Genomic DNA, 19,043 nt, shown 5'->3' on the forward strand with positions numbered 1-19,043 from the left:
TGATTTTATGACAAAAATCACAGTAATAGGAGCAGGTAGCTGGGGAACAGCGTTAGCGATGGTATTAGCTGACAATGGACATGATGTACGCATTTGGGGAAACCGTCCTGAGCTCATGGATGAAATTAATACGAAGCATGAGAACAGTAAATATCTTCCGGGCATTACATTGCCAAGCACAATCGTAGCCTACTCTTCTTTAGAAGAAGCATTAGTAGATGTAAATACAGTACTGCTAGTAGTACCGACGAAAGCGTACCGAGATGTATTGCAAGAGATGAAAGAAATTGTTACAGAACCAGTTACTTGGATTCATGCAAGTAAAGGGATTGAACCTGGTACATCAAAACGTATTTCGGAAATGATTGAGGAAGAAATTCCAGAGAGCTTGATTAAAGATGTTGTTGTATTATCTGGGCCGAGTCATGCTGAAGAAGTTGGATTGCGTCAAGCAACAACGGTTACGTCTGCAGCGAAGCGTATGGAAGCGGCTGAAGGAGTACAAGATTTGTTTATGAATAGCTATTTCCGTGTATACACAAATCCAGATATCGTTGGAGTTGAGCTTGGTGGTGCGTTAAAAAATATTATCGCATTAGCTGCTGGAATAACTGATGGACTTGGATTAGGTGATAATGCAAAAGCAGCATTAATGACACGCGGTTTAACAGAAATCGCTCGCTTAGGAAGAAAGATGGGCGGTAATCCGTTAACATTTGCTGGTCTAACTGGTATGGGGGACTTAATTGTAACTTGTACAAGTGTGCATAGCCGAAATTGGCGTGCTGGAAATATGCTTGGAAAAGGGCACTCTTTAGAAGAAGTGTTAGAAAGCATGGGTATGGTTGTTGAAGGTGTAAGAACAACGAAAGCTGCTCATGAATTAGCAGAGAAGATGGAAGTTGAAATGCCGATTACGGCCGCTTTATATGACGTGTTATTCAATGAAAATAATGTGAAAGATGCAGTAGGTTCATTGATGGGGCGCGTGAAAAAACATGAAGTGGAAACTATACCTGATTTACTTTAAATAAAAGCGGCAGAAGTACAAAGTGTACTTCTGCCGCTTTTTATATTTTTCTTGGGTCTTTTCACCATTTTTTTATTTTTGCATAGGATGAAGAGTAACTTGAGGAGAGGGTGAAAAGAATGGATAATAACATTTTTAGTAACATTGAAAAAGAAGCGAAAGTGAATAAAGAAGATATATTTAAATTAGCATCGTCTGTACAAAATGCGAATTTGCGTGATGAACAAGTGCTTCGTCAATTGATTCATCAAGTTGCTCTTATGGCAGGACGTGAAGTGCCGAAAGAACAAGAGGATCAAATCGTAAAAGCAATTATTAACAATAATATGCCGGCGGATTTTGGCTCGTTAAGTAAAATGTTTAAAAAATAAAAATATGAGAAACAAAGAGTTTAAAGATTGCATATGATAGCCATGAAAGAATGGGAATAGAGCTGTTTTGGGCATATTTGGTCAACCGAAGCGAGAGGTGCAGTCGCTTCGGTTTTATTTTTGTACATAAATTTTGTTAATTTGCAGTAAAATGATGAATTGTATTTGTTTAAAGATTTTAATTTGTTAAAATAGTATAAAAATAGATTAATAATAAAGGGGTGTGTATATGTCAGAAGGGCTTATTAAAATGTGGTTTTCCTTAGGAGCAATGGGATTTATGTTTGTTGCAGTAGGTTTTATTTTATTAAGTAGACATAAAATAAAGAATAAATTTTTGAAAGGGATTACAGCGTTAGTAGCGTACACCCTTATGATAGTGTCAGGGATTGTTATTTTTCTTGTTGTATTTAGTGGACCTGTGGAGCAATAAAGGGAGTATAATTCGAAAATATTACATAAGTAGCAAGTTATATTAGTGTGAAAAGGTGATTGTTAGTGAAAAAAATCCATATTATTTTAATATTTTGTTGTATGAGCCTGTTAACAGGGTGTTTGTATCCGAAGGAAAATATGAAACAAAATGCTGTTCCTTATGAAGATCAATTGCAAGTTGTTCAAAAAGCAGTTATGACATTTAAGGAACAAAATGACGGGGTATTGCCAATTAAGACGCGTGATATGAGTACGCCTATTTATCAGAAGTATCCAATCGACTTTCAAAAGATTGCGCCGCGTTACATACAAGAAGCACCTGCTAATGCGTACGAAAGCGGCGGAGTATACCAGTATGTATTAATTGATGTTGAAACAAATCCGACAGTCAAGTTAATCGATGTTAGGATGGCTGAACAAATTCAGGAGTTATCATTAAAGCTAAGAATGTATCGCGATGAACATCAATATCCACCGTTTAAAAAAGTAATTGCAGATGGTGTATATGAATTGGATTTCAAAAAACTAGGATATAAAGATGTACCGCAAGCGACAAGTCCGTATTCTGGTAAAGGGCTTCCTTTTGTAATTAATGAAAAAGGAGAAATTTTTGTTGATTATAGAATTGACCTATATGAAGCTTTGAAAAAAAATGAAGGGCAATTTAAAGAGGGAGAAGATATAAGGAATATACTTTCGAAAGATTCCCCGTTTGTACCTGCCTATTCTTTACCGTATACGGTAAAGAACGGAGAACCAATTTTTTTTAAATCATAAGTCATGAACCTTTCTTTTAGCGAATAAGTTCTAGAAGAAAGGTTTTTTATGTTATACAACTTGTGATGCAAACAAAAGATATTTTTTAAATAGTCATATGAAATTGGACAAAATTATATGATATATTGTCCGAACTTCTAGAATACCATTATATTATATCAGATATTATAGGCAACGTTAGAGAAGGTATTAGTTGACTATAAACGCGGAATTATTCCCAAAAATTTTGAGGGAGGGAATCACTTGGAAAAGGTAGATATTTTTAAAGATATTGCGGAACGCACAGGCGGTGATATTTATTTTGGAGTTGTAGGAGCTGTTCGAACAGGGAAATCAACATTCATTAAAAAATTCATGGAACTTGTAGTTATTCCAAATATTGAGAATGAGTCTGACCGTCAAAGAGCGCAGGATGAACTGCCTCAAAGTGCTGCTGGTCGTACAATCATGACGACGGAACCGAAGTTTGTTCCAAACCAAGCGGTTTCTATTGAAGTAGATGAAGGACTTGAAGTAAATATTCGATTAGTAGATTGCGTTGGATATACGGTTCCAGGAGCGAAAGGCTATGAAGATGAGAATGGCCCACGTATGATTAATACTCCTTGGTATGAAGAGCCTATTCCATTCCATGAAGCTGCAGAAATCGGAACACGTAAAGTAATTCAAGAACATTCAACAATTGGTGTTGTAATTACAACAGATGGAACCATTGGTGAAATTCCAAGAAGAGATTATATAGAGGCAGAAGAACGCGTTGTAAATGAGTTGAAAGAAGTAGGAAAACCTTTCATTATGATTATTAATACGGTACAGCCGTATCATCCAGATACAGAGCAATTACGCCAAAGTTTATCTGAAGAATATGATATACCAGTAATTGCCATGAGTGTAGAGAGTTTAAGAGAAACAGATGTGTATAATGTACTTCGAGAAGCGTTATTTGAGTTCCCAGTTCTAGAAGTGAATGTGAACCTTCCGAGCTGGGTAATGGTGCTAAATGAAGGGCATTGGTTACGCAAAAGTTATCAGGAAGCAGTTCAAGAGACTGTGAAGGATATCAAGCGTCTTCGTGATGTGGACCGTGTCGTTTGGCAGTTTAGTCAATACGAATTTATTGATCGAGCGAGCCTAGCGGGCATTGATATGGGGCAAGGTGTGGCAGAGATTGATTTATATGCGCCAGATGAATTGTATGATCAAATTTTAAAAGAAGTAGTCGGAGTGGAGATTCGAGGGAAAGATCATTTATTGAAGCTTATGCTTGACTTATCTCATGCGAAAATAGAATATGATCAAGTGGCAGATGCCCTGCGTATGGTAAAGCAAACAGGATATGGTGTAGCAGCACCTGCATTAGCTGATATGAGTTTAGATGAGCCGGAAATTATTCGTCACGGTTCAAGGTTTGGTGTGAAATTAAAAGCTGTAGCTCCATCTATTCATATGATTAAAGTAGATGTGGAGTCAACGTTTGAGCCAATCATTGGTACTGAAAAGCAAAGTGAAGAATTAGTTCGGTATTTAATGCAAGATTTTGAAGATGACCCGTTGTCAATTTGGAATTCTGATATATTTGGACGTTCGCTTAGCTCGATTGTTCGAGAAGGAATTCAAGCGAAATTATCTTTAATGCCAGAAAATGCTAGATATAAATTGAAAGAAACATTAGAAAGAATTATTAATGAAGGATCTGGTGGATTAATTGCGATTATTTTATAAGAAAAAAATCCCTCTAGTTGTAGAGGGATTTTCTTCTTTTTACGTATGTAATAGGAAAATAAACAGTCATTATCTAATACTTTGTTGTAAATTGTCAAGTTTCATCAGATTTTCACATTTTAAGAGTAACAATTTCCTTAAAAATATTGAATTATAAAGGAGAATCGTATAATATAGGCGTTGATAATGATTTATCTACATCTTTGTAGTATAGAATTTGCAAAAATTGCCTACAAATGAAAGTAAGACTCATTTTATTATCATTATACAGTCTTATCTTTGGGAGGAGGTGAATGGCATGAACAAGACAGATTTAATCAATGCTGTTGCAGAAGCAAGTTCCCTTTCTAAAAAGGACGCAACAAAAGCAGTGGACGCTGTTTTTGATTCTATCTTAGAAGCTTTAAAACAAGGTGATAAAGTACAACTTATCGGATTCGGTAACTTCGAAGTTCGTGAGCGTGCGGCTCGTAAAGGTCGTAACCCACAAACAGGTGAGGAGATTGAAATCGCTGCAAGTAAAGTACCTGCATTCAAACCTGGTAAAGCGTTAAAAGATGCGGTTAAATAATCCTTACATATTAACAGGGAAGAAGAGTTTCCTTTTTGGAAACTCTTCTTTTTGCTTTTAAAAACATAAATATGCTAGAATGTGTTCGTATCACTTTTAGGTTTTTCGGGAGGGCTAGCGGATGGCAAAAGTTAATTTAGAACAAATTGAACACGCGGTACGTCTTATTTTAGAGGCAATCGGAGACGATCCAAATCGTGAGGGAGTACTTGATACTCCAAAGCGTGTTGCGAAAATGTACGCGGAAGTGTTCTCGGGTATGCATGAAGATCCGAAAGAGCACTTGCATAAAGTATTCGGAGAAGATCACGAAGAGCTTGTACTAGTAAAAGATATACCATTCTATTCGATGTGTGAGCATCATCTTGTTCCTTTTTATGGAGTTGCTCACGTTGCATATATTCCGCAAGGTGGAAAAGTAACGGGACTGAGTAAATTAGCTCGTACTGTAGACACAATCGCACGTCGTCCGCAACTACAAGAACGTATTACATCAACAGTAGCTAACTCTATTATGGAAGTACTAGAGCCACATGGTGTAATGGTAGTAGTAGAAGCAGAGCATATGTGCATGACGATGCGCGGTGTGAAAAAGCCAGGTGCGAAAACAGTAACGACAGCAGTACGCGGTGTGCTAGAAAATGATGCGGCGGCGCGTAGTGAAATTTTATCTTTTATTAAAACGAAGTAAAGAAAAGCGGGAAACTGCTTTTCTTTTTTTTTTTAGTAAATAAATGATATAGTGTTAGTTGGACAGAGTGAGAATAGAAAGATCGGTTAAATGAGTGGAAGATGTAGCCAAGTTTTGGTTATAGAAAATAGAATGTATGTGTTATAATAAGTTTTATGAATTAGAAAACAAGGGTGATTTTTTGTGTGTAACATCTACGGAGGGTATGCGGGTATAAAAGAGAAATTGATGGAGAAATTACGCCATCCTTATTTTATAAACTATATTGAAGAACCATTTATTGATGAAGAAAAAATAGCGTTGTTATATGGTGCTTTAAAAAGTGCAGACTTACATATAGAACAAATTGAGCATTATGTAGTAACAATTATGCTTGTGCAAATTGCGCTTGATACGCATGAAAGGGTATCAAATAAAGCTGGTGAAGAAGCGATTGAATCGCATAAACGTCGCCAATTAACAGTACTTGCAGGTGATTACTATAGTGGGCTATATTATTATTTATTGTCTATGAATCGTGATATTCTTTTAATTCGTGCGCTTGCTGAAGGAATCAAGGAGATTAATGAACATAAAATTATGTTATACCAAAAGGCGCATGAAACGATGGATGACATAATGAAAAGTGTAGTAACGATTGAGTCTGCGCTCCTGCAAAAAGCATGTGATCATTTTCATTTATTACACTGGAAGCCATTTATAACATATGTATTAGGCAAAAATCGTCTCCAAAAAGAAATGCAATTGCATGTTGATAAACTACATTCACCTGTTTATCAAGCGGTTCAAGGTCTTTCAGGGGATGAAGAAGGTGCAGAAACAGTTATGACTGACTGGATGATGGAATTGAGAAAGAAAGAAAAACAATTTTTAGAAAATCACACAGACATAAGTGAAATAAACTCTGTGTTAAGAGATAAATCGAAGACATAAGCAATTTTACATTGGAAGAAGGTACGAGCATGCAACAATCAAAAGAAGAAAGAGTACACGATGTATTTGAAAAAATCTCTGATAAATACGATGTGATGAATTCTGTAATCAGTTTTCAAAGACATAAGGCATGGCGTAAAGAGACGATGCGTATTATGGATGTACAACCGGGCAGTAAAGCGCTTGATGTATGCTGCGGGACAGCGGACTGGACAATTGCGTTAGCTGGAGCGGTAGGAGAGCAGGGGAAGGTTGTTGGCCTAGACTTCAGTGAAAATATGTTATCTGTCGGTAAGCAAAAGGTAGAGGCTTTACAATTAAAACAAGTAGAACTTCTACACGGGAATGCAATGGAACTTCCATTTGAAGATAATACATTTGATTACGTAACGATTGGATTTGGTTTACGTAATGTACCAGACTATATGCATGTATTAAAAGAAATGACGCGTGTAGTAAAGCCAGGTGGAAAAGTAATTTGTTTAGAAACATCACAGCCAACAATGATTGGTTTTCGACAAGGATATATTTTATACTTTAAATATGTCATGCCGTTATTTGGAAAGATGTTTGCGAAAAGTTATAAGGAATATTCATGGCTTCAGGAATCTGCTAGCACATTCCCAGGGATGAAAGAATTGGCTCATATGTTTGAGGAAGCTGGACTTGAACATGTACAAGTGAAGCCGTTTACTTTTGGGGTAGCAGCGATGCATTTAGGTATGAAACCAGAATCAAAATAGAAAAAAGACGTTTTAGGTTAAGGTGAACAATATGAAGTTACAACTTATGTACTCTTTTTTACGATCGGATATTAATGTGATAGAAAAAGAATTAAAAAAGACGGTTGCTTCTGAACAGCCATTAGTAGAAGAAGCGGCATTACAACTTATTGAAGCTGGTGGGAAGCGAATCCGGCCTGTATTTGTGTTGCTTGCAGGGAAATTTGGAGATTATAAGTTAGACGCAATTAAGCATGTCGCTGTTGCGTTAGAACTTATTCATATGGCTTCTCTTGTTCACGATGATGTTATTGATGCTGCATTTTTACGACGTGGTAGTGCGACTGTGAATGCGAAATGGGGAGATCGTATTGCAATGTATACAGGGGACTATCTGTTCGCAAAGTCTCTTGAATGTGTAACAAATATCGAAATTCCAGAAGCGCATCAGGCGCTATCGCATACCATTTTAGAAGTCTGTAAAGGTGAAATCGAACAAATTAAAGATAAATACAATTATGATCAAAATTTAAGAACGTATTTAAGAAGGATAAAGCGAAAAACAGCATTATTAATTGCTGCGAGTTGTCAGTTGGGAGCGATTGCTGCTGGTGCTAATCGTGATACGGTAAATCGCTTGTTTTGGTATGGATATTTTGTGGGGATGTCTTATCAAATTATTGATGACATTTTAGACTTCGTTTCAACGGAAGAGAAACTCGGAAAACCTGCTGGTGGTGATTTATTGCAAGGAAATATTACGCTTCCGGCTTTATATGCGATGGAAGATCCAGTACTTCGTCAGAAAATCACATCTGTAAATGAAAATACAACAGCGGGTGAAATGAAAGAAATTATCGATGCTGTGAAAAATAGTACAGCTATTGATGAAGCGTTTGCGTTTAGTGAACGTTATTTACATAAAGCATTGGAGATAATAAAACCACTCCCGCGCGGACAAGCAAAGTATGCATTACAAAATGTAGCAAAGTATATTGGAAAACGAAAATTTTAGTGTTTTTTCTAAAAAATAAAAAAATCTCTCCTTTTCAAAACTATTGCACAATTGTGATAAGGGTGTTAATATGTGTGTGGGGATATACAATTACATACATAATTCAGAAGTGGAGAGATTTTTTATGGAAAAAACATTTCTAATGGTAAAACCAGACGGTGTACAACGTGCATTCATTGGGGAAATTGTAGCTCGTTTTGAGAAAAAGGGCTTTCAATTAGTTGGTGCAAAATTAATGCAAGTCACTCCGGAAATTGCTGGAGAACACTACGGTGAGCATAAAGAGAGACCTTTCTTTGGTGAATTAGTAGACTTTATTACATCTGGACCTGTATTCGCAATGGTATGGCAAGGTGAAGGTGTAGTAGATACAGCACGCAATATGATGGGTAAAACACGTCCACATGAAGCTGCTCCTGGAACAATTCGTGGAGATTTCGGTGTAACTGTTGCGAAAAACATTATCCACGGTTCTGATTCCTTAGAAAGTGCAGAGCGCGAGATTGCTATTTTCTTTAAAGAAGAAGAATTAGTAGACTACTCAAAATTAATGAATCAATGGATTTACTAATTATTTTGAAATAATTTGTAAACGCTTTAATAAATGTGATAATAGTAAAAAGTGCAAGGAGAATAGGGGTATTCTTCTTGCACTTTTTTTTATTTCGGTCAGTTACGAAGTTAGGGTTGTTATGATATATTGGTATGTAAAGTAAAAGGTCTATCGGAAAGGATAGAGCGAGTAGTAGATTTACTAAATAACTGCTTTAATTTTTTGAATGATGATAAATAATATCGTTGCTTAATATAGTGAGATAAATACATATACGAAAAGAGGAATAACGTATGCGATATATTACAGCTGGTGAATCACATGGTCCACAACTTACAACGATTTTAGAAGGTGTTCCAGCAGGACTATCTTTAGTAGCGGATGATATAAATGAAGAGTTAGCTAGAAGGCAAAAGGGATATGGGCGTGGTAGACGCATGCAAATTGAAACAGATCAAGTGCAAATTGTAAGTGGTGTTAGACACGGAGAGACACTAGGATCTCCCATTGCACTCGTTGTTGAAAATCGTGATTTTGCACATTGGACAAAAATTATGGGTGCTGAGCCTTTAACTGAGCAAGAAGAAAAAGAAATGAAAAGGAAAGTGACAAAACCAAGGCCTGGACATGCTGATTTAAATGGTGCGATTAAATATGGTCATAGAGATATGAGAAATGTACTTGAACGTTCTTCAGCGCGTGAAACGACAGTTCGTGTTGCTGCTGGTGCGGTTGCTAAAAAAGTTTTAGCAGAACTTGGTATTAAAGTGGCAGGACATGTAATTGAGATTGGTGGCGTACAGGCTAAGGAGATTACTTATAGCTCAATTGAAGAATTAAAAAGTATAACAGAAGAATCACCTGTACGTTGTTTAGATGAAGAAGCTGGTAAACAAATGATGAAAGCAATTGATGATGCAAAAGCAAATGGTGATTCAATTGGCGGAATCGTTGAAGTAGTTGTAGAAGGAATGCCAATCGGAGTAGGTAGCTATGTACATTATGATCGAAAACTGGATGCAAAATTAGCAGCGGCAATTATGAGTATTAATGCCTTTAAAGGTGTGGAGATTGGAATTGGTTTTGAAGCAGCACATAGACCGGGAAGTGAAGTTCATGATGAAATTCTGTGGAATGAGGAACATGGTTATACAAGAAGAACGAACAATGCAGGTGGATTAGAAGGTGGCATGACGACTGGAATGCCAATTGTTGTGCGCGGTGTGATGAAACCGATACCTACATTATACAAACCGCTTCAAAGTGTGGATATTGATACGAAAGAAGTTTTTACAGCGAGTATTGAGCGTTCAGATAGTTGTGCAGTACCAGCAGCTAGCGTGGTGGCTGAAGCTGTGGTGGCTTGGGAGCTCGCGACAGCTTTAATTGAACAATTTGGATTAGATCGTATTGATCTTATACGTGAAAATATTGAGAAACATAATGAATATGCGAGGGGATTTTAATGGAAAACATACATATTCAAACGAAATCAAAAGAATATGATGTACATGTTGGGAAAGAGGCATTATCACATTTGACAACAATTGTTCAAAATATGCAGCCGGCTGTATCCAACGTAATGATTATTTCAGATGAAGCTGTTGCCGCTTTACATTTACAGACAGTTGTTAATGCATTACAAGTGGAACAAAAGGTATTTTCATTCGTTGTACCGAGTGGTGAAAAAGAGAAGTCTTTTGAAAATTTCTATGCAGCTCATACGTCGGCTCTTGAAAATAAATTAGATAGAAATTCTTTAATTATCGCACTTGGAGGCGGAATGATTGGGGACTTGGCTGGTTTTGTCGCTGCGTCGTTTATGCGTGGTATTCGCTTTGTTCAAGTTCCAACGACTTTATTAGCCCATGATAGTGCAGTAGGCGGGAAAGTAGCAATTAATCATCCATTAGGGAAAAATATGATTGGTGCATTCCATCAGCCAGAAGCGGTTGTATATCATACTCCATTTTTACATTCTCTTCCTGAGCAAGAGTGGCGCTCAGGTTTTGCAGAAGTAATTAAGCACGCTCTTATTGGTGATGTTAATCTATATCACTGGTTAAAAGAAGAAGTGCAAACATTAGCGGATCTTCGTGATGAGAAGTTAATTCATATATTAACGAAGGCGATTCCGGTAAAAGCAAATATTGTATCGCAAGATGAAACAGAAAAAGGTGTACGTGCCCACTTGAACTTTGGACATACGCTAGGACATGCTCTTGAAAAAGAGCTTGGCTATGGAAATATTACTCACGGTGACGGAGTAGCGGTTGGGATGTTATTCGCCTTATTTTTAAGTGAGCAAGTGTACAAGGTTGATCTTGCTTATGGAGAGATGAAGCAGTGGTTCTTGAAATACGGCTATCCAAAAATGCCAAGTGATTTGAATGTAGAGCGCCTTGTTTCATTGATGAAGCAAGATAAGAAAGCAAATGCAGGAACAATTCATATGGTGCTTATGCAGGAATATGGGGTAGTGAATGTCGTATCTATTTCAGATGAGACTGTTCATATTGCGTTAGAGGCATTTCAAAAGGATATGGTATAAAAGGAATATAGAAAAGGTATGGAATGCTTATTTAGAGGTATTCTCGTAATAATGACAGTTATGATACCAGATTGCAGTGAGGAACTATAAATATGCTGTAATCGAATGGAATAAAATGACTGGGGGAAGCGAAATGAAAGTGAAAGAGCAGTTGTTAACTTTGAGAGCATATGTACCTGGGAAAAATATTGAAGAAGTAAAAAGGGAATATGGATTATCAAAAATTGTGAAATTAGCATCGAACGAAAATCCATTCGGTTGCTCAGCGCGTGTGACAGAAGCGTTAACTTCGTTAGCGGGTCAGTATGCTCTTTATCCAGATGGATATGCCTTTGAACTTCGGACAAAAGTAGCAGAGCATTTAGGTGTGAAAGCGGAACAATTGTTATTTGGTAGCGGGTTAGATGAAGTCATTCAAATGATTAGCCGTGCATTACTACATGAAGGAACAAATGTTGTAATGGCGAATCCTACTTTCTCACAATACCATCATCATGCTGTTATTGAAGGAGCAGAAGTTCGTGAAGTACCACTTAAGGATGGCATTCACGATTTAGACGCAATGTTACAGCAAGTAGATGACAAAACGAAGATTGTATGGATTTGTAATCCGAATAACCCGACAGGTACATATGTAGAGAAACAAAAATTACTTTCATTTTTAGAATCAGTACCTAAGTCAGCGCTCGTTATCATAGACGAAGCATATTATGAATACATGGAAGTAAAAGACTATCCACAAACATTGCCACTTCTTGAAAAGTATGAAAACCTTATGGTATTACGAACATTTTCAAAAGCATATGGCTTAGCTGCTTTTCGCATCGGATACGCGGTTGGTAATACGAAGTTAATTGGGCAGCTAGAAGTAGCGAGGTTACCATTCAATACATCGACTGTAGCACAAGTTGTAGCAATAGCTGCATTAGAAGATCAAAGGTTTCTAGAAGAATGTGTGCAGAAGAATGCTGAAGGTTTAAATCAATACTATGCATTTTGTAAGGAATATAACGTATTCTATTATCCATCTCAAACAAATTTCATTTTCTTAAAACTTGGTATTCCTGGTAATGAAGCTTTCGAGCGATTAATGAAAAAGGGTTATATTGTTCGTTCTGGTGCTGCATTTGGCATACATGACGGTATTCGTATCACAGTCGGTTTAAAAGAAGAGAACGATGAAATTATAGAATTACTGAAAGAGCTTGTAAAAGAGCGAGTAAAGAAAGAAGAAACATATTCTTAAGAAATTGTGAAGGCTCCTATTATAGGAGTCTTTTTTATCCCGCATTAACTGCCCCTAAAAGTTCGATTTGTGTTGTTTAATAATGAATAAGAGAAGTTATTTGCACGGTTATGAAAGAAAACGGTACAATAGAAAGTAGTGAGGGATCGGTGTCATATCCGAACTTTTTGAGCAATTAGCTACGCTATAAGGAAAAGTACAAGAAGAAGCATACTTATTAGGTTGCGTTCTGATAGTAAGTTGCTTATGATAAATGAACAGAAGAGAATATTTTTTAGAATTAAAGGAGACGTTTATGCAAAAGTTTGAACAAGCTGTTTCATATATTGAAAATGGTGAAGCTGAAAAAGGATTACAGTTATTAAAAGAACAATTACAATTGGCGAATGATGAAGAGAAATATGATATCGCTCGCTACTATCATACACTTGGATTTATGGATGAGGCACTAGCAATTACTGAAGACTTACGCTTACTGTATCCAGAAGAAAGTGAATTTACGGTATTTTTAGCAGAATTATATATTGATCTAGACAAAGAGGATGAAGCGATTGAAGTGCTTCATGATATTCCAGAAAATGATGATTTATATGTTCAATCGTTATTACTTGTAGCGGATTTATTCCAAATGCAAGGCTTTGATGATGTAGCAGAACAAAAACTATTAAAGGCGAAAGAAATGATGCCTGACGAACCTGTTATTACGTTTGGATTAGCAGAATTATATAGTAGCAAAGGTGAAGAACAAAAGGCAATCACTTATTACGAGTCGCTATTAGCAGAGCATAAAGTAATGGGTGGTGTTGTCATTGCGCTTCGTCTCGGAGAAACGTTAAGTGCGATTGGAAATTGGGAAGAAGCAATTTCTTACTATGAAGCAGGCTTAGAGGAGCAAAAAGATATTCATTCGTTATTTGGTTATGCCTTCACATTATACCAAGGAGAAGAATATCAAAGAGCGATTGGTGCTTGGCAAGAACTAAAAGAATTAGACCCTGAGTATGCATCGTTGTACATGTATTTAGCGAAAAGCTATGAAAAAGAAGGAATGCTTCAAGAAAGCTATGAAACACTTCATGAAGGAATTAAAGTAGATGAGCTTTCCGTTCCATTTTATGTAGAATTAGCAAACATTGCAGCGAAATTAGGAAAAGTAGTGGAGGCAGAGGAAGTGCTTCAAAAAGCGCTTGAGTTAGATCCAGGACATTTAGGTGCAACATTGAAATATGCGTATATTTTAAAAGAACAAGAAAAGTATGAAGAGTTAATTGCAGTTGTAGAGCGTGCTATTGATAGCGGAGAGCCAGATACACAACTACTTTGGGATCTTGCGTTTGCAAAAAAACAATTAGAAATGTATTCGGATGCATTAAAACACTATGAAAGTGCATATACTTCTTTTAAGAATCATCCAGACTTCTTGGAAGAGTACGGTTATTTCTTATTGGAAGAAGGAATGCGAAAAGAGGCGAAAGAAGTATTTACCCAGTTAATACAACTAGACCCGACACAAATTCATATTGAAGAGTTGTTATATAATTTATAGGATTTTTCATAAGTTGGAAGGAAACTGAATGCCGCTTCTTGAATCTAAAAAGAAAAGAGAAAGACAGAGGAGGGACTTAATTGCTATGAATACCCCTGTTTCTGTAAACGAGAAGAAGGATTTTGTGAAATGGTTTTTGAATAATTACCAACTGAAACAGCGAGAATGTGTGTGGATTTTGAATTATTTAATGAGTCACGACCAATTAATGCATAAAGTCCACTTCGTAGAACATGCAAAGTATTGTCCGCGTGGCTTAGTGATGTCAGCAAATTGTGTGAAGGACACACCGTTTCACTTTTTTAAACAAAATGTTATGACAACAGATGCTGAAAAATCGTTTCATGATATTCGTTTAAATCGAGATGAGGATATTTATATTCAACTCAACTTTAAATCATCGTTTCAAAATGCAAATTATGTAGCTGTATTAGAAGACAATCCATATTTACCAAAGCATATTGAAGTAAATGAAAAAGATCGTTTACTTGCAGAGAGATTTTTAGAAGAAAGTGTATTTTCATTTAGAAGAGAACGTCTTTTGAAACAAATTGATGAAGCGTTGGATAAGCAAGATAAAGAAGCGTTTCATAGGTTAACGGCGGAATTGAAGACTTTATAGAAATCATTTGGATTATTGAATTTTTACAAATTTCGGACTTTTTTAAGAAAAACTACCCAAGATAGGTAGTTTTTCTTTTTTTACCCCTTTTAGTATGGTTTAATATATATAAAGTGAAAGTTCTGTCATTTTAATTGGAGGGAGGGAAGAAATGTGAAATGGATTGTAAAAGACGTGGAACAGTTTGAGCAAGCGAGGGAGTATGTAGATACAGGAGTCATACCTCTTTTATCAATTTCAGCAGCAAAAGAAATGAAAATGGTAGTAGAACAAGGTGAATTTATTGAATTGCTAAGTATGGAGTTGGAAAGAGAATATAAAGGAAGAGTGCTTTTACTACCTGCATTTACGTATTTAGTAGACAGTCAAAAGAAAGAAAAAGTTCGTTTGCAAGAATGGACAGATCATTTACAAAGCCAAGGTTTTAAGCATATTGCTTATGTTACAAGTGATTTTTCATGGAAAGAAGATATGCAAGAGTTACAAGGGGATTTATTTTGGTTTCCCTCATTAGCGCTAGAACAATTTAGTGATCAAGCGAAGAGAGAACTCATTCACGCTCATATAAAAAATATAATGGTAATGTTAGAAGAAAAATGGGAGAAATAATAATAAACAGAAAGTTCTTATTATTATGAGTAGTATGATATTGACCTGTGCATGAGGGTATTATATCATGATAGTGTCCTAGTTTTTATTTTTTATATTATTTTTCACGAGGGGACAATTTCTGATAGAGGGGGGAAATTTTCGTGAGCGAGAAAGAACATCGTGTGTCAAGAAGACAGTTTTTAAATTACACACTTACAGGGGTAGGAGGCTTTATGGCAGCGGGGATTTTAATGCCGATGACGCGATTTGCGCTTGATCCGGTGTTAAGAAAAGAAGCAGGAACGGATATGGTTGCTGTTGCGCAAGTGAAGGATATTACAACAGAGCCGAAGCGTTTCGACTTTAAGGTGAAGCAGGTTGATGGTTGGTACAAGTCCGATGAGCCAAAATCAGCTTGGGTTCATAAAGATGAAAGCGGAGACATTGTGGCGTTCTCTCCAGTATGTAAACATTTAGGATGTACAGTGAACTGGAATTCGGACAAGGCACATCCGAATCAATTCTTTTGCCCGTGTCACGGGGGACGTTACACAAAAGATGGGGTTAACATTAAAGGCACACCGCCCCTTGCTCCACTTGATGTGTACGAGTCTAAAGTGAAAGACGGAACATTGTATTTAGGAAAAGCGAAGCCAAGAGGGGGTGCAAAGTAGATGCTAAATAAAATTTATGATTGGGTAGATGAACGATTAGATATTACACCAATATGGCGCGATATCGCTGATCATGAAGTACCTGAACATGTAAACCCGGCACATCACTTTTCTGCATTCGTTTATTGCTTTGGAGGGCTTACCTTTTTCGTTACTGTAATTCAAATTTTGTCTGGAATGTTTTTGACAATGTATTATGTGCCAGATATTAAAAATGCTTGGGAATCGGTTTATTATTTACAAAATGAAGTTGCATACGGACAAATTGTTCGTGGTATGCACCACTGGGGTGCTAGTCTTGTAATTGTAATGATGTTTTTACATACACTCAGAGTTTTCTTCCAAGGTGCATATAAAAAGCCTCGTGAGCTAAACTGGATTGTTGGTGTTCTTATTTTCTTTGTTATGTTAGGTCTTGGTTTTACCGGATATTTATTACCGTGGGATATGAAAGCGTTATTTGCTACGAAAGTAGGGATTCAAATCGCAGAGCAAACGCCGCTCATTGGTCCTTATATAAAAACATTACTCGCTGGTCATTCCGAAATTGTTGGCGCTCAAACATTAACTCGCTTCTTTGCTATTCATGTCTTCTTCTTACCAGCAGCACTTCTAGGTTTAATGGCCTTCCACTTCATCATGATTCGCAAACAAGGTATTTCCGGTCCGCTATAAGAGATTGCTAAATTAAAGGGGAAAGAACTAAAGGAGGGAGATTATGCACCGCGGCAAAGGGATGAAGTTTGTAGGAGATTCTCGGGTACCAGTAGCTCGGAAACCAAATATTCCAAAAGACTATTCTGAATACCCAGGAAAAACAGAAGCATTTTGGCCGAACTTCTTGTTAAAAGAATGGATGGTTGGTGCAGTTTTTTTAATCGGTTATTTATGTTTAACAGTGGCGCATCCGTCACCGCTTGAGAGAATGGCGGATCCTACAGATGCAGGATATATACCACTTCCAGATTGGTATTTCTTATTCTTGTATCAGTTATTAAAGTATTCTTATGCTTCCGGCTCATTTACTGTAATTGGAGCATTTATTATGCCAGGGATTGCGTTTGGCGCATTACTGTTAGCTCCATTTCTTGATCGAGGCCCAGAAAGACGCCCGTTGAAACGTCCTGTAGCAACTGGATTTATGCTTTTAGCAATTGCATCGATTATCTTTTTAACTTGGGAATCTGTAGCACACCACGATTGGGAAGCTGCAAAAAAACAAGGAGCAATTGTAAAAACAGTACCAGTTGATAAAAATGATGACGGTTATAAATTAATGCAAAAAAATACTTGTTTAACATGTCATGGTGACAACCTACAGGGCGGGGCAGCAGCACCGGCTTTGCAAAACTTAACTTTAAAACCAGAAGAAATTGCTAAAATTGCGAAAGAGGGAAAAGGCGCAATGCCTAAAGGTGTATTTAAGGGAACGGATGAAGAAGTGAAAAAACTTTCGGAATTTATTGCAAAGTATAATAAAAAGTAAGAGAGAGCTGACTACAAAATTTGTAGTCAGCTTTTTATTTTGATGATAGAAAGTTTACTATATAATAGAGTAGAGTTCGATGAAAGAATGACTTTGTTTGAAAGGTGTTGGACATACAGATTGGTTTACGTGTATGCAATGTTAAGACAGCGCTCGGTATTATTATTTTTATTGGTTGTTAACATATTAGGTACAATTTACGGGTTTATATGGTATGGAAATCAATTAAAAGAAACGTCACCTATATTTTGGCCCTTTGTACCAGATAGCCCTATGGCGAGTCTCTTTTTTGTCTTTGTTTTAATTGCTTTCTTGTTAAAGAGAAACTGGGGATTAATAGAGGCGCTAGCGATTGTTACTCTAATAAAATATGGTATATGGGCTGTTGTTGTAAATGGGGTTTTGATTTATGTAAAAGGTCCTATTGGCCCTATGGGGTATATGTTAATGCTATCGCATTTTGCAATGGCTGTGCAGGGAGTGTTATATGCTCCGTTTTACCGCATAAAAAAATGGCATTTTGTAGTAGCAGGTATATGGGCATTACATAATGATGCGATTGATTATTTATTTTGGCAAATGCCGAGATATGGAATTATGCATTTGTTTGCAGAGCAAATTGGTTATTTTACGTTTTGGTTAAGTATTGCTGTACTGTGTATTACATATTATTATTGCTTACGTGAGAACCGAAAACAGTTTTCTTTATGATGGTGTGAACATTTAGGGGGAGAAAATGAAGAAAAATAAGAGTGGCACAAAAATATTGGATCGATTAATCACTTTAGTTGTTTCATATAGCATAGCATTTTCTATTTTTGCACTCGCAACAGTGGCAATTGTATACGGAAAATGGCTATATTATTTTGAAATTGATTTTTTAAACATTCCAGATTTAGCAGATATGACGAAGGATGAAATTAAGAGAAATTATGATGTGCTGATTACATATTTATCTCCGTTTTATGACGGAGCATTACAGTTTCCTACATTAGATATGTCTACAAATGGTCGTATTCATTTTGTAGATGTTAAAAATATTTTAGTGAAGATTCAATATGTGATGTATGCGACAATTACGATTGCAGTAATAGGCGGCGTGTATTTATTAAAAAGAAAAAATGAAAAGTTTTTACTGCACGGATCGATTTTAACAATCATATTTCCGATAGCACTGATGTTACCAATTGCTATTAATTTTGAAAAGAGTTTTGTATTATTCCATAAGCTTTTATTTAGTAATGATTATTGGATGTTTGATATTGAAACGGATCCGATTATATTAATGTTACCAGAAGAATTCTTTATGCATGCTGCGTGTGCTATTTTATTATTCATTTTAAGTGGTAGTATACTTTGTTACAGCTTGTATAGATATTTCGTAAAAAAGAAAAGGGTTTCAAAGAAAAAATTCTCTGCTTAAAGAGAATTTTTTTGTTTATAAAACGATAATATATTTTTCAGCCGAGTTATGTTCTATTCTTGTCCAATTTAACATATTTTGTAC

Annotated in this window: 22 protein-coding genes; all 22 read left to right on the plus strand. The window is 36.4% G+C overall.

The genetic code is table 11. From position 1 onward, the window contains the following. Positions 1 to 7 precede the first annotated feature (7 nt). Positions 8 to 1,030 (plus strand): NAD(P)H-dependent glycerol-3-phosphate dehydrogenase, encoded by a 1,023-nt coding sequence (locus COI75_RS15075; RefSeq protein WP_000161757.1) that lies wholly within the window; start codon positions 8 to 10, stop codon positions 1,028 to 1,030. A 119-nt stretch (positions 1,031 to 1,149) separates the two neighbouring features. Further along, positions 1,150 to 1,401, plus strand: coding sequence for a stage VI sporulation protein F (locus COI75_RS15080; RefSeq protein ID WP_000369757.1), 252 nt, complete (start codon positions 1,150 to 1,152; stop codon positions 1,399 to 1,401). Positions 1,402 to 1,630: 229 nt separating this feature from the next. Next, positions 1,631 to 1,834, plus strand: a complete 204-nt coding sequence (locus tag COI75_RS15085) for a DUF2768 domain-containing protein (protein WP_001289000.1) — start codon at positions 1,631 to 1,633, stop codon at positions 1,832 to 1,834. A gap of 65 nt (positions 1,835 to 1,899) precedes the next feature. Beyond that, entirely contained in the window at positions 1,900 to 2,613 is a 714-nt protein-coding gene (locus tag COI75_RS15090; RefSeq protein ID WP_000719830.1) for a hypothetical protein, read from the plus strand. Positions 2,614 to 2,856: 243 nt separating this feature from the next. Next, positions 2,857 to 4,335 carry a stage IV sporulation protein A gene (gene spoIVA / locus COI75_RS15095; RefSeq protein WP_000416518.1) on the plus strand — a complete coding sequence of 493 codons (1,479 nt, stop codon included), beginning with the start codon at positions 2,857 to 2,859 and terminating at the stop codon, positions 4,333 to 4,335. 298 nt (positions 4,336 to 4,633) lie between these two features. Then, on the plus strand, positions 4,634 to 4,906 hold the full coding sequence (locus tag COI75_RS15100; protein WP_001043860.1) for an HU family DNA-binding protein: 273 nt from the start codon (positions 4,634 to 4,636) through the stop codon (positions 4,904 to 4,906). A gap of 121 nt (positions 4,907 to 5,027) precedes the next feature. After that, positions 5,028 to 5,597 (plus strand): GTP cyclohydrolase I FolE, encoded by a 570-nt coding sequence (folE, locus tag COI75_RS15105; RefSeq protein WP_001151482.1) that lies wholly within the window; start codon positions 5,028 to 5,030, stop codon positions 5,595 to 5,597. A gap of 183 nt (positions 5,598 to 5,780) precedes the next feature. Further along, the gene (locus COI75_RS15110) at positions 5,781 to 6,530 is read left to right on the plus strand and encodes a heptaprenyl diphosphate synthase component 1 (RefSeq protein ID WP_000336123.1); all 750 of its coding nucleotides are present in this window, start codon (positions 5,781 to 5,783) and stop codon (positions 6,528 to 6,530) included. A 29-nt stretch (positions 6,531 to 6,559) separates the two neighbouring features. Further along, positions 6,560 to 7,273 (plus strand): 2-heptaprenyl-1,4-naphthoquinone methyltransferase, encoded by a 714-nt coding sequence (menG, locus tag COI75_RS15115; protein ID WP_001187670.1) that lies wholly within the window; start codon positions 6,560 to 6,562, stop codon positions 7,271 to 7,273. 31 nt (positions 7,274 to 7,304) lie between these two features. Continuing rightward, entirely contained in the window at positions 7,305 to 8,267 is a 963-nt protein-coding gene (gene hepT, locus COI75_RS15120; RefSeq protein WP_000776091.1) for a heptaprenyl diphosphate synthase component II, read from the plus strand. A gap of 124 nt (positions 8,268 to 8,391) precedes the next feature. After that, positions 8,392 to 8,838, plus strand: a complete 447-nt coding sequence (gene ndk, locus COI75_RS15125; RefSeq protein ID WP_000415882.1) for a nucleoside-diphosphate kinase — start codon at positions 8,392 to 8,394, stop codon at positions 8,836 to 8,838. 275 nt (positions 8,839 to 9,113) lie between these two features. After that, entirely contained in the window at positions 9,114 to 10,286 is a 1,173-nt protein-coding gene (gene aroC / locus COI75_RS15130) for a chorismate synthase (protein WP_001269393.1), read from the plus strand. Beyond that, positions 10,286 to 11,371: a 3-dehydroquinate synthase gene (gene aroB, locus COI75_RS15135; protein WP_000427690.1), complete on the plus strand. Its 1,086-nt coding sequence runs from the start codon at positions 10,286 to 10,288 to the stop codon at positions 11,369 to 11,371. Before aroC ends, aroB begins: the two co-directional genes overlap by 1 nt. A gap of 133 nt (positions 11,372 to 11,504) precedes the next feature. Then, a complete protein-coding gene (hisC, locus tag COI75_RS15140; protein ID WP_000864989.1) occupies positions 11,505 to 12,617 on the plus strand; it encodes a histidinol-phosphate transaminase in 1,113 nt (370 codons plus the stop codon). Positions 12,618 to 12,912: 295 nt separating this feature from the next. Next, on the plus strand, positions 12,913 to 14,163 hold the full coding sequence (locus tag COI75_RS15145) for a tetratricopeptide repeat protein (RefSeq protein WP_001168688.1): 1,251 nt from the start codon (positions 12,913 to 12,915) through the stop codon (positions 14,161 to 14,163). Between the two features lie 85 nt (positions 14,164 to 14,248). Continuing rightward, complete coding sequence (locus COI75_RS15150) at positions 14,249 to 14,785, plus strand: ReoY family proteolytic degradation factor (protein ID WP_001095919.1); 537 nt, start codon at positions 14,249 to 14,251, stop codon at positions 14,783 to 14,785. Positions 14,786 to 14,938: 153 nt separating this feature from the next. Beyond that, positions 14,939 to 15,394, plus strand: coding sequence for a YpiF family protein (locus COI75_RS15155; protein WP_000871306.1), 456 nt, complete (start codon positions 14,939 to 14,941; stop codon positions 15,392 to 15,394). Positions 15,395 to 15,537: 143 nt separating this feature from the next. Beyond that, positions 15,538 to 16,050 carry a menaquinol-cytochrome c reductase iron-sulfur subunit gene (gene qcrA, locus COI75_RS15160; protein ID WP_001290417.1) on the plus strand — a complete coding sequence of 171 codons (513 nt, stop codon included), beginning with the start codon at positions 15,538 to 15,540 and terminating at the stop codon, positions 16,048 to 16,050. Further along, positions 16,051 to 16,725 (plus strand): menaquinol-cytochrome c reductase cytochrome b subunit, encoded by a 675-nt coding sequence (gene qcrB, locus COI75_RS15165; protein ID WP_000932700.1) that lies wholly within the window; start codon positions 16,051 to 16,053, stop codon positions 16,723 to 16,725. A gap of 43 nt (positions 16,726 to 16,768) precedes the next feature. Next, positions 16,769 to 17,536 carry a menaquinol-cytochrome c reductase cytochrome b/c subunit gene (gene qcrC / locus COI75_RS15170; RefSeq protein ID WP_000554605.1) on the plus strand — a complete coding sequence of 256 codons (768 nt, stop codon included), beginning with the start codon at positions 16,769 to 16,771 and terminating at the stop codon, positions 17,534 to 17,536. Positions 17,537 to 17,623: 87 nt separating this feature from the next. Continuing rightward, positions 17,624 to 18,247 carry a DUF1405 domain-containing protein gene (locus COI75_RS15180; RefSeq protein WP_002095807.1) on the plus strand — a complete coding sequence of 208 codons (624 nt, stop codon included), beginning with the start codon at positions 17,624 to 17,626 and terminating at the stop codon, positions 18,245 to 18,247. A gap of 25 nt (positions 18,248 to 18,272) precedes the next feature. After that, entirely contained in the window at positions 18,273 to 18,959 is a 687-nt protein-coding gene (gene lit, locus COI75_RS15185; protein WP_000739743.1) for a lipoprotein intramolecular transacylase Lit, read from the plus strand. Positions 18,960 to 19,043 lie beyond the last annotated feature (84 nt).

The sequence above is a fragment of the Bacillus cereus genome (assembly GCF_002564555.1).
GTDB lineage: Bacteria > Bacillota > Bacilli > Bacillales > Bacillaceae_G > Bacillus_A > Bacillus_A cereus_K.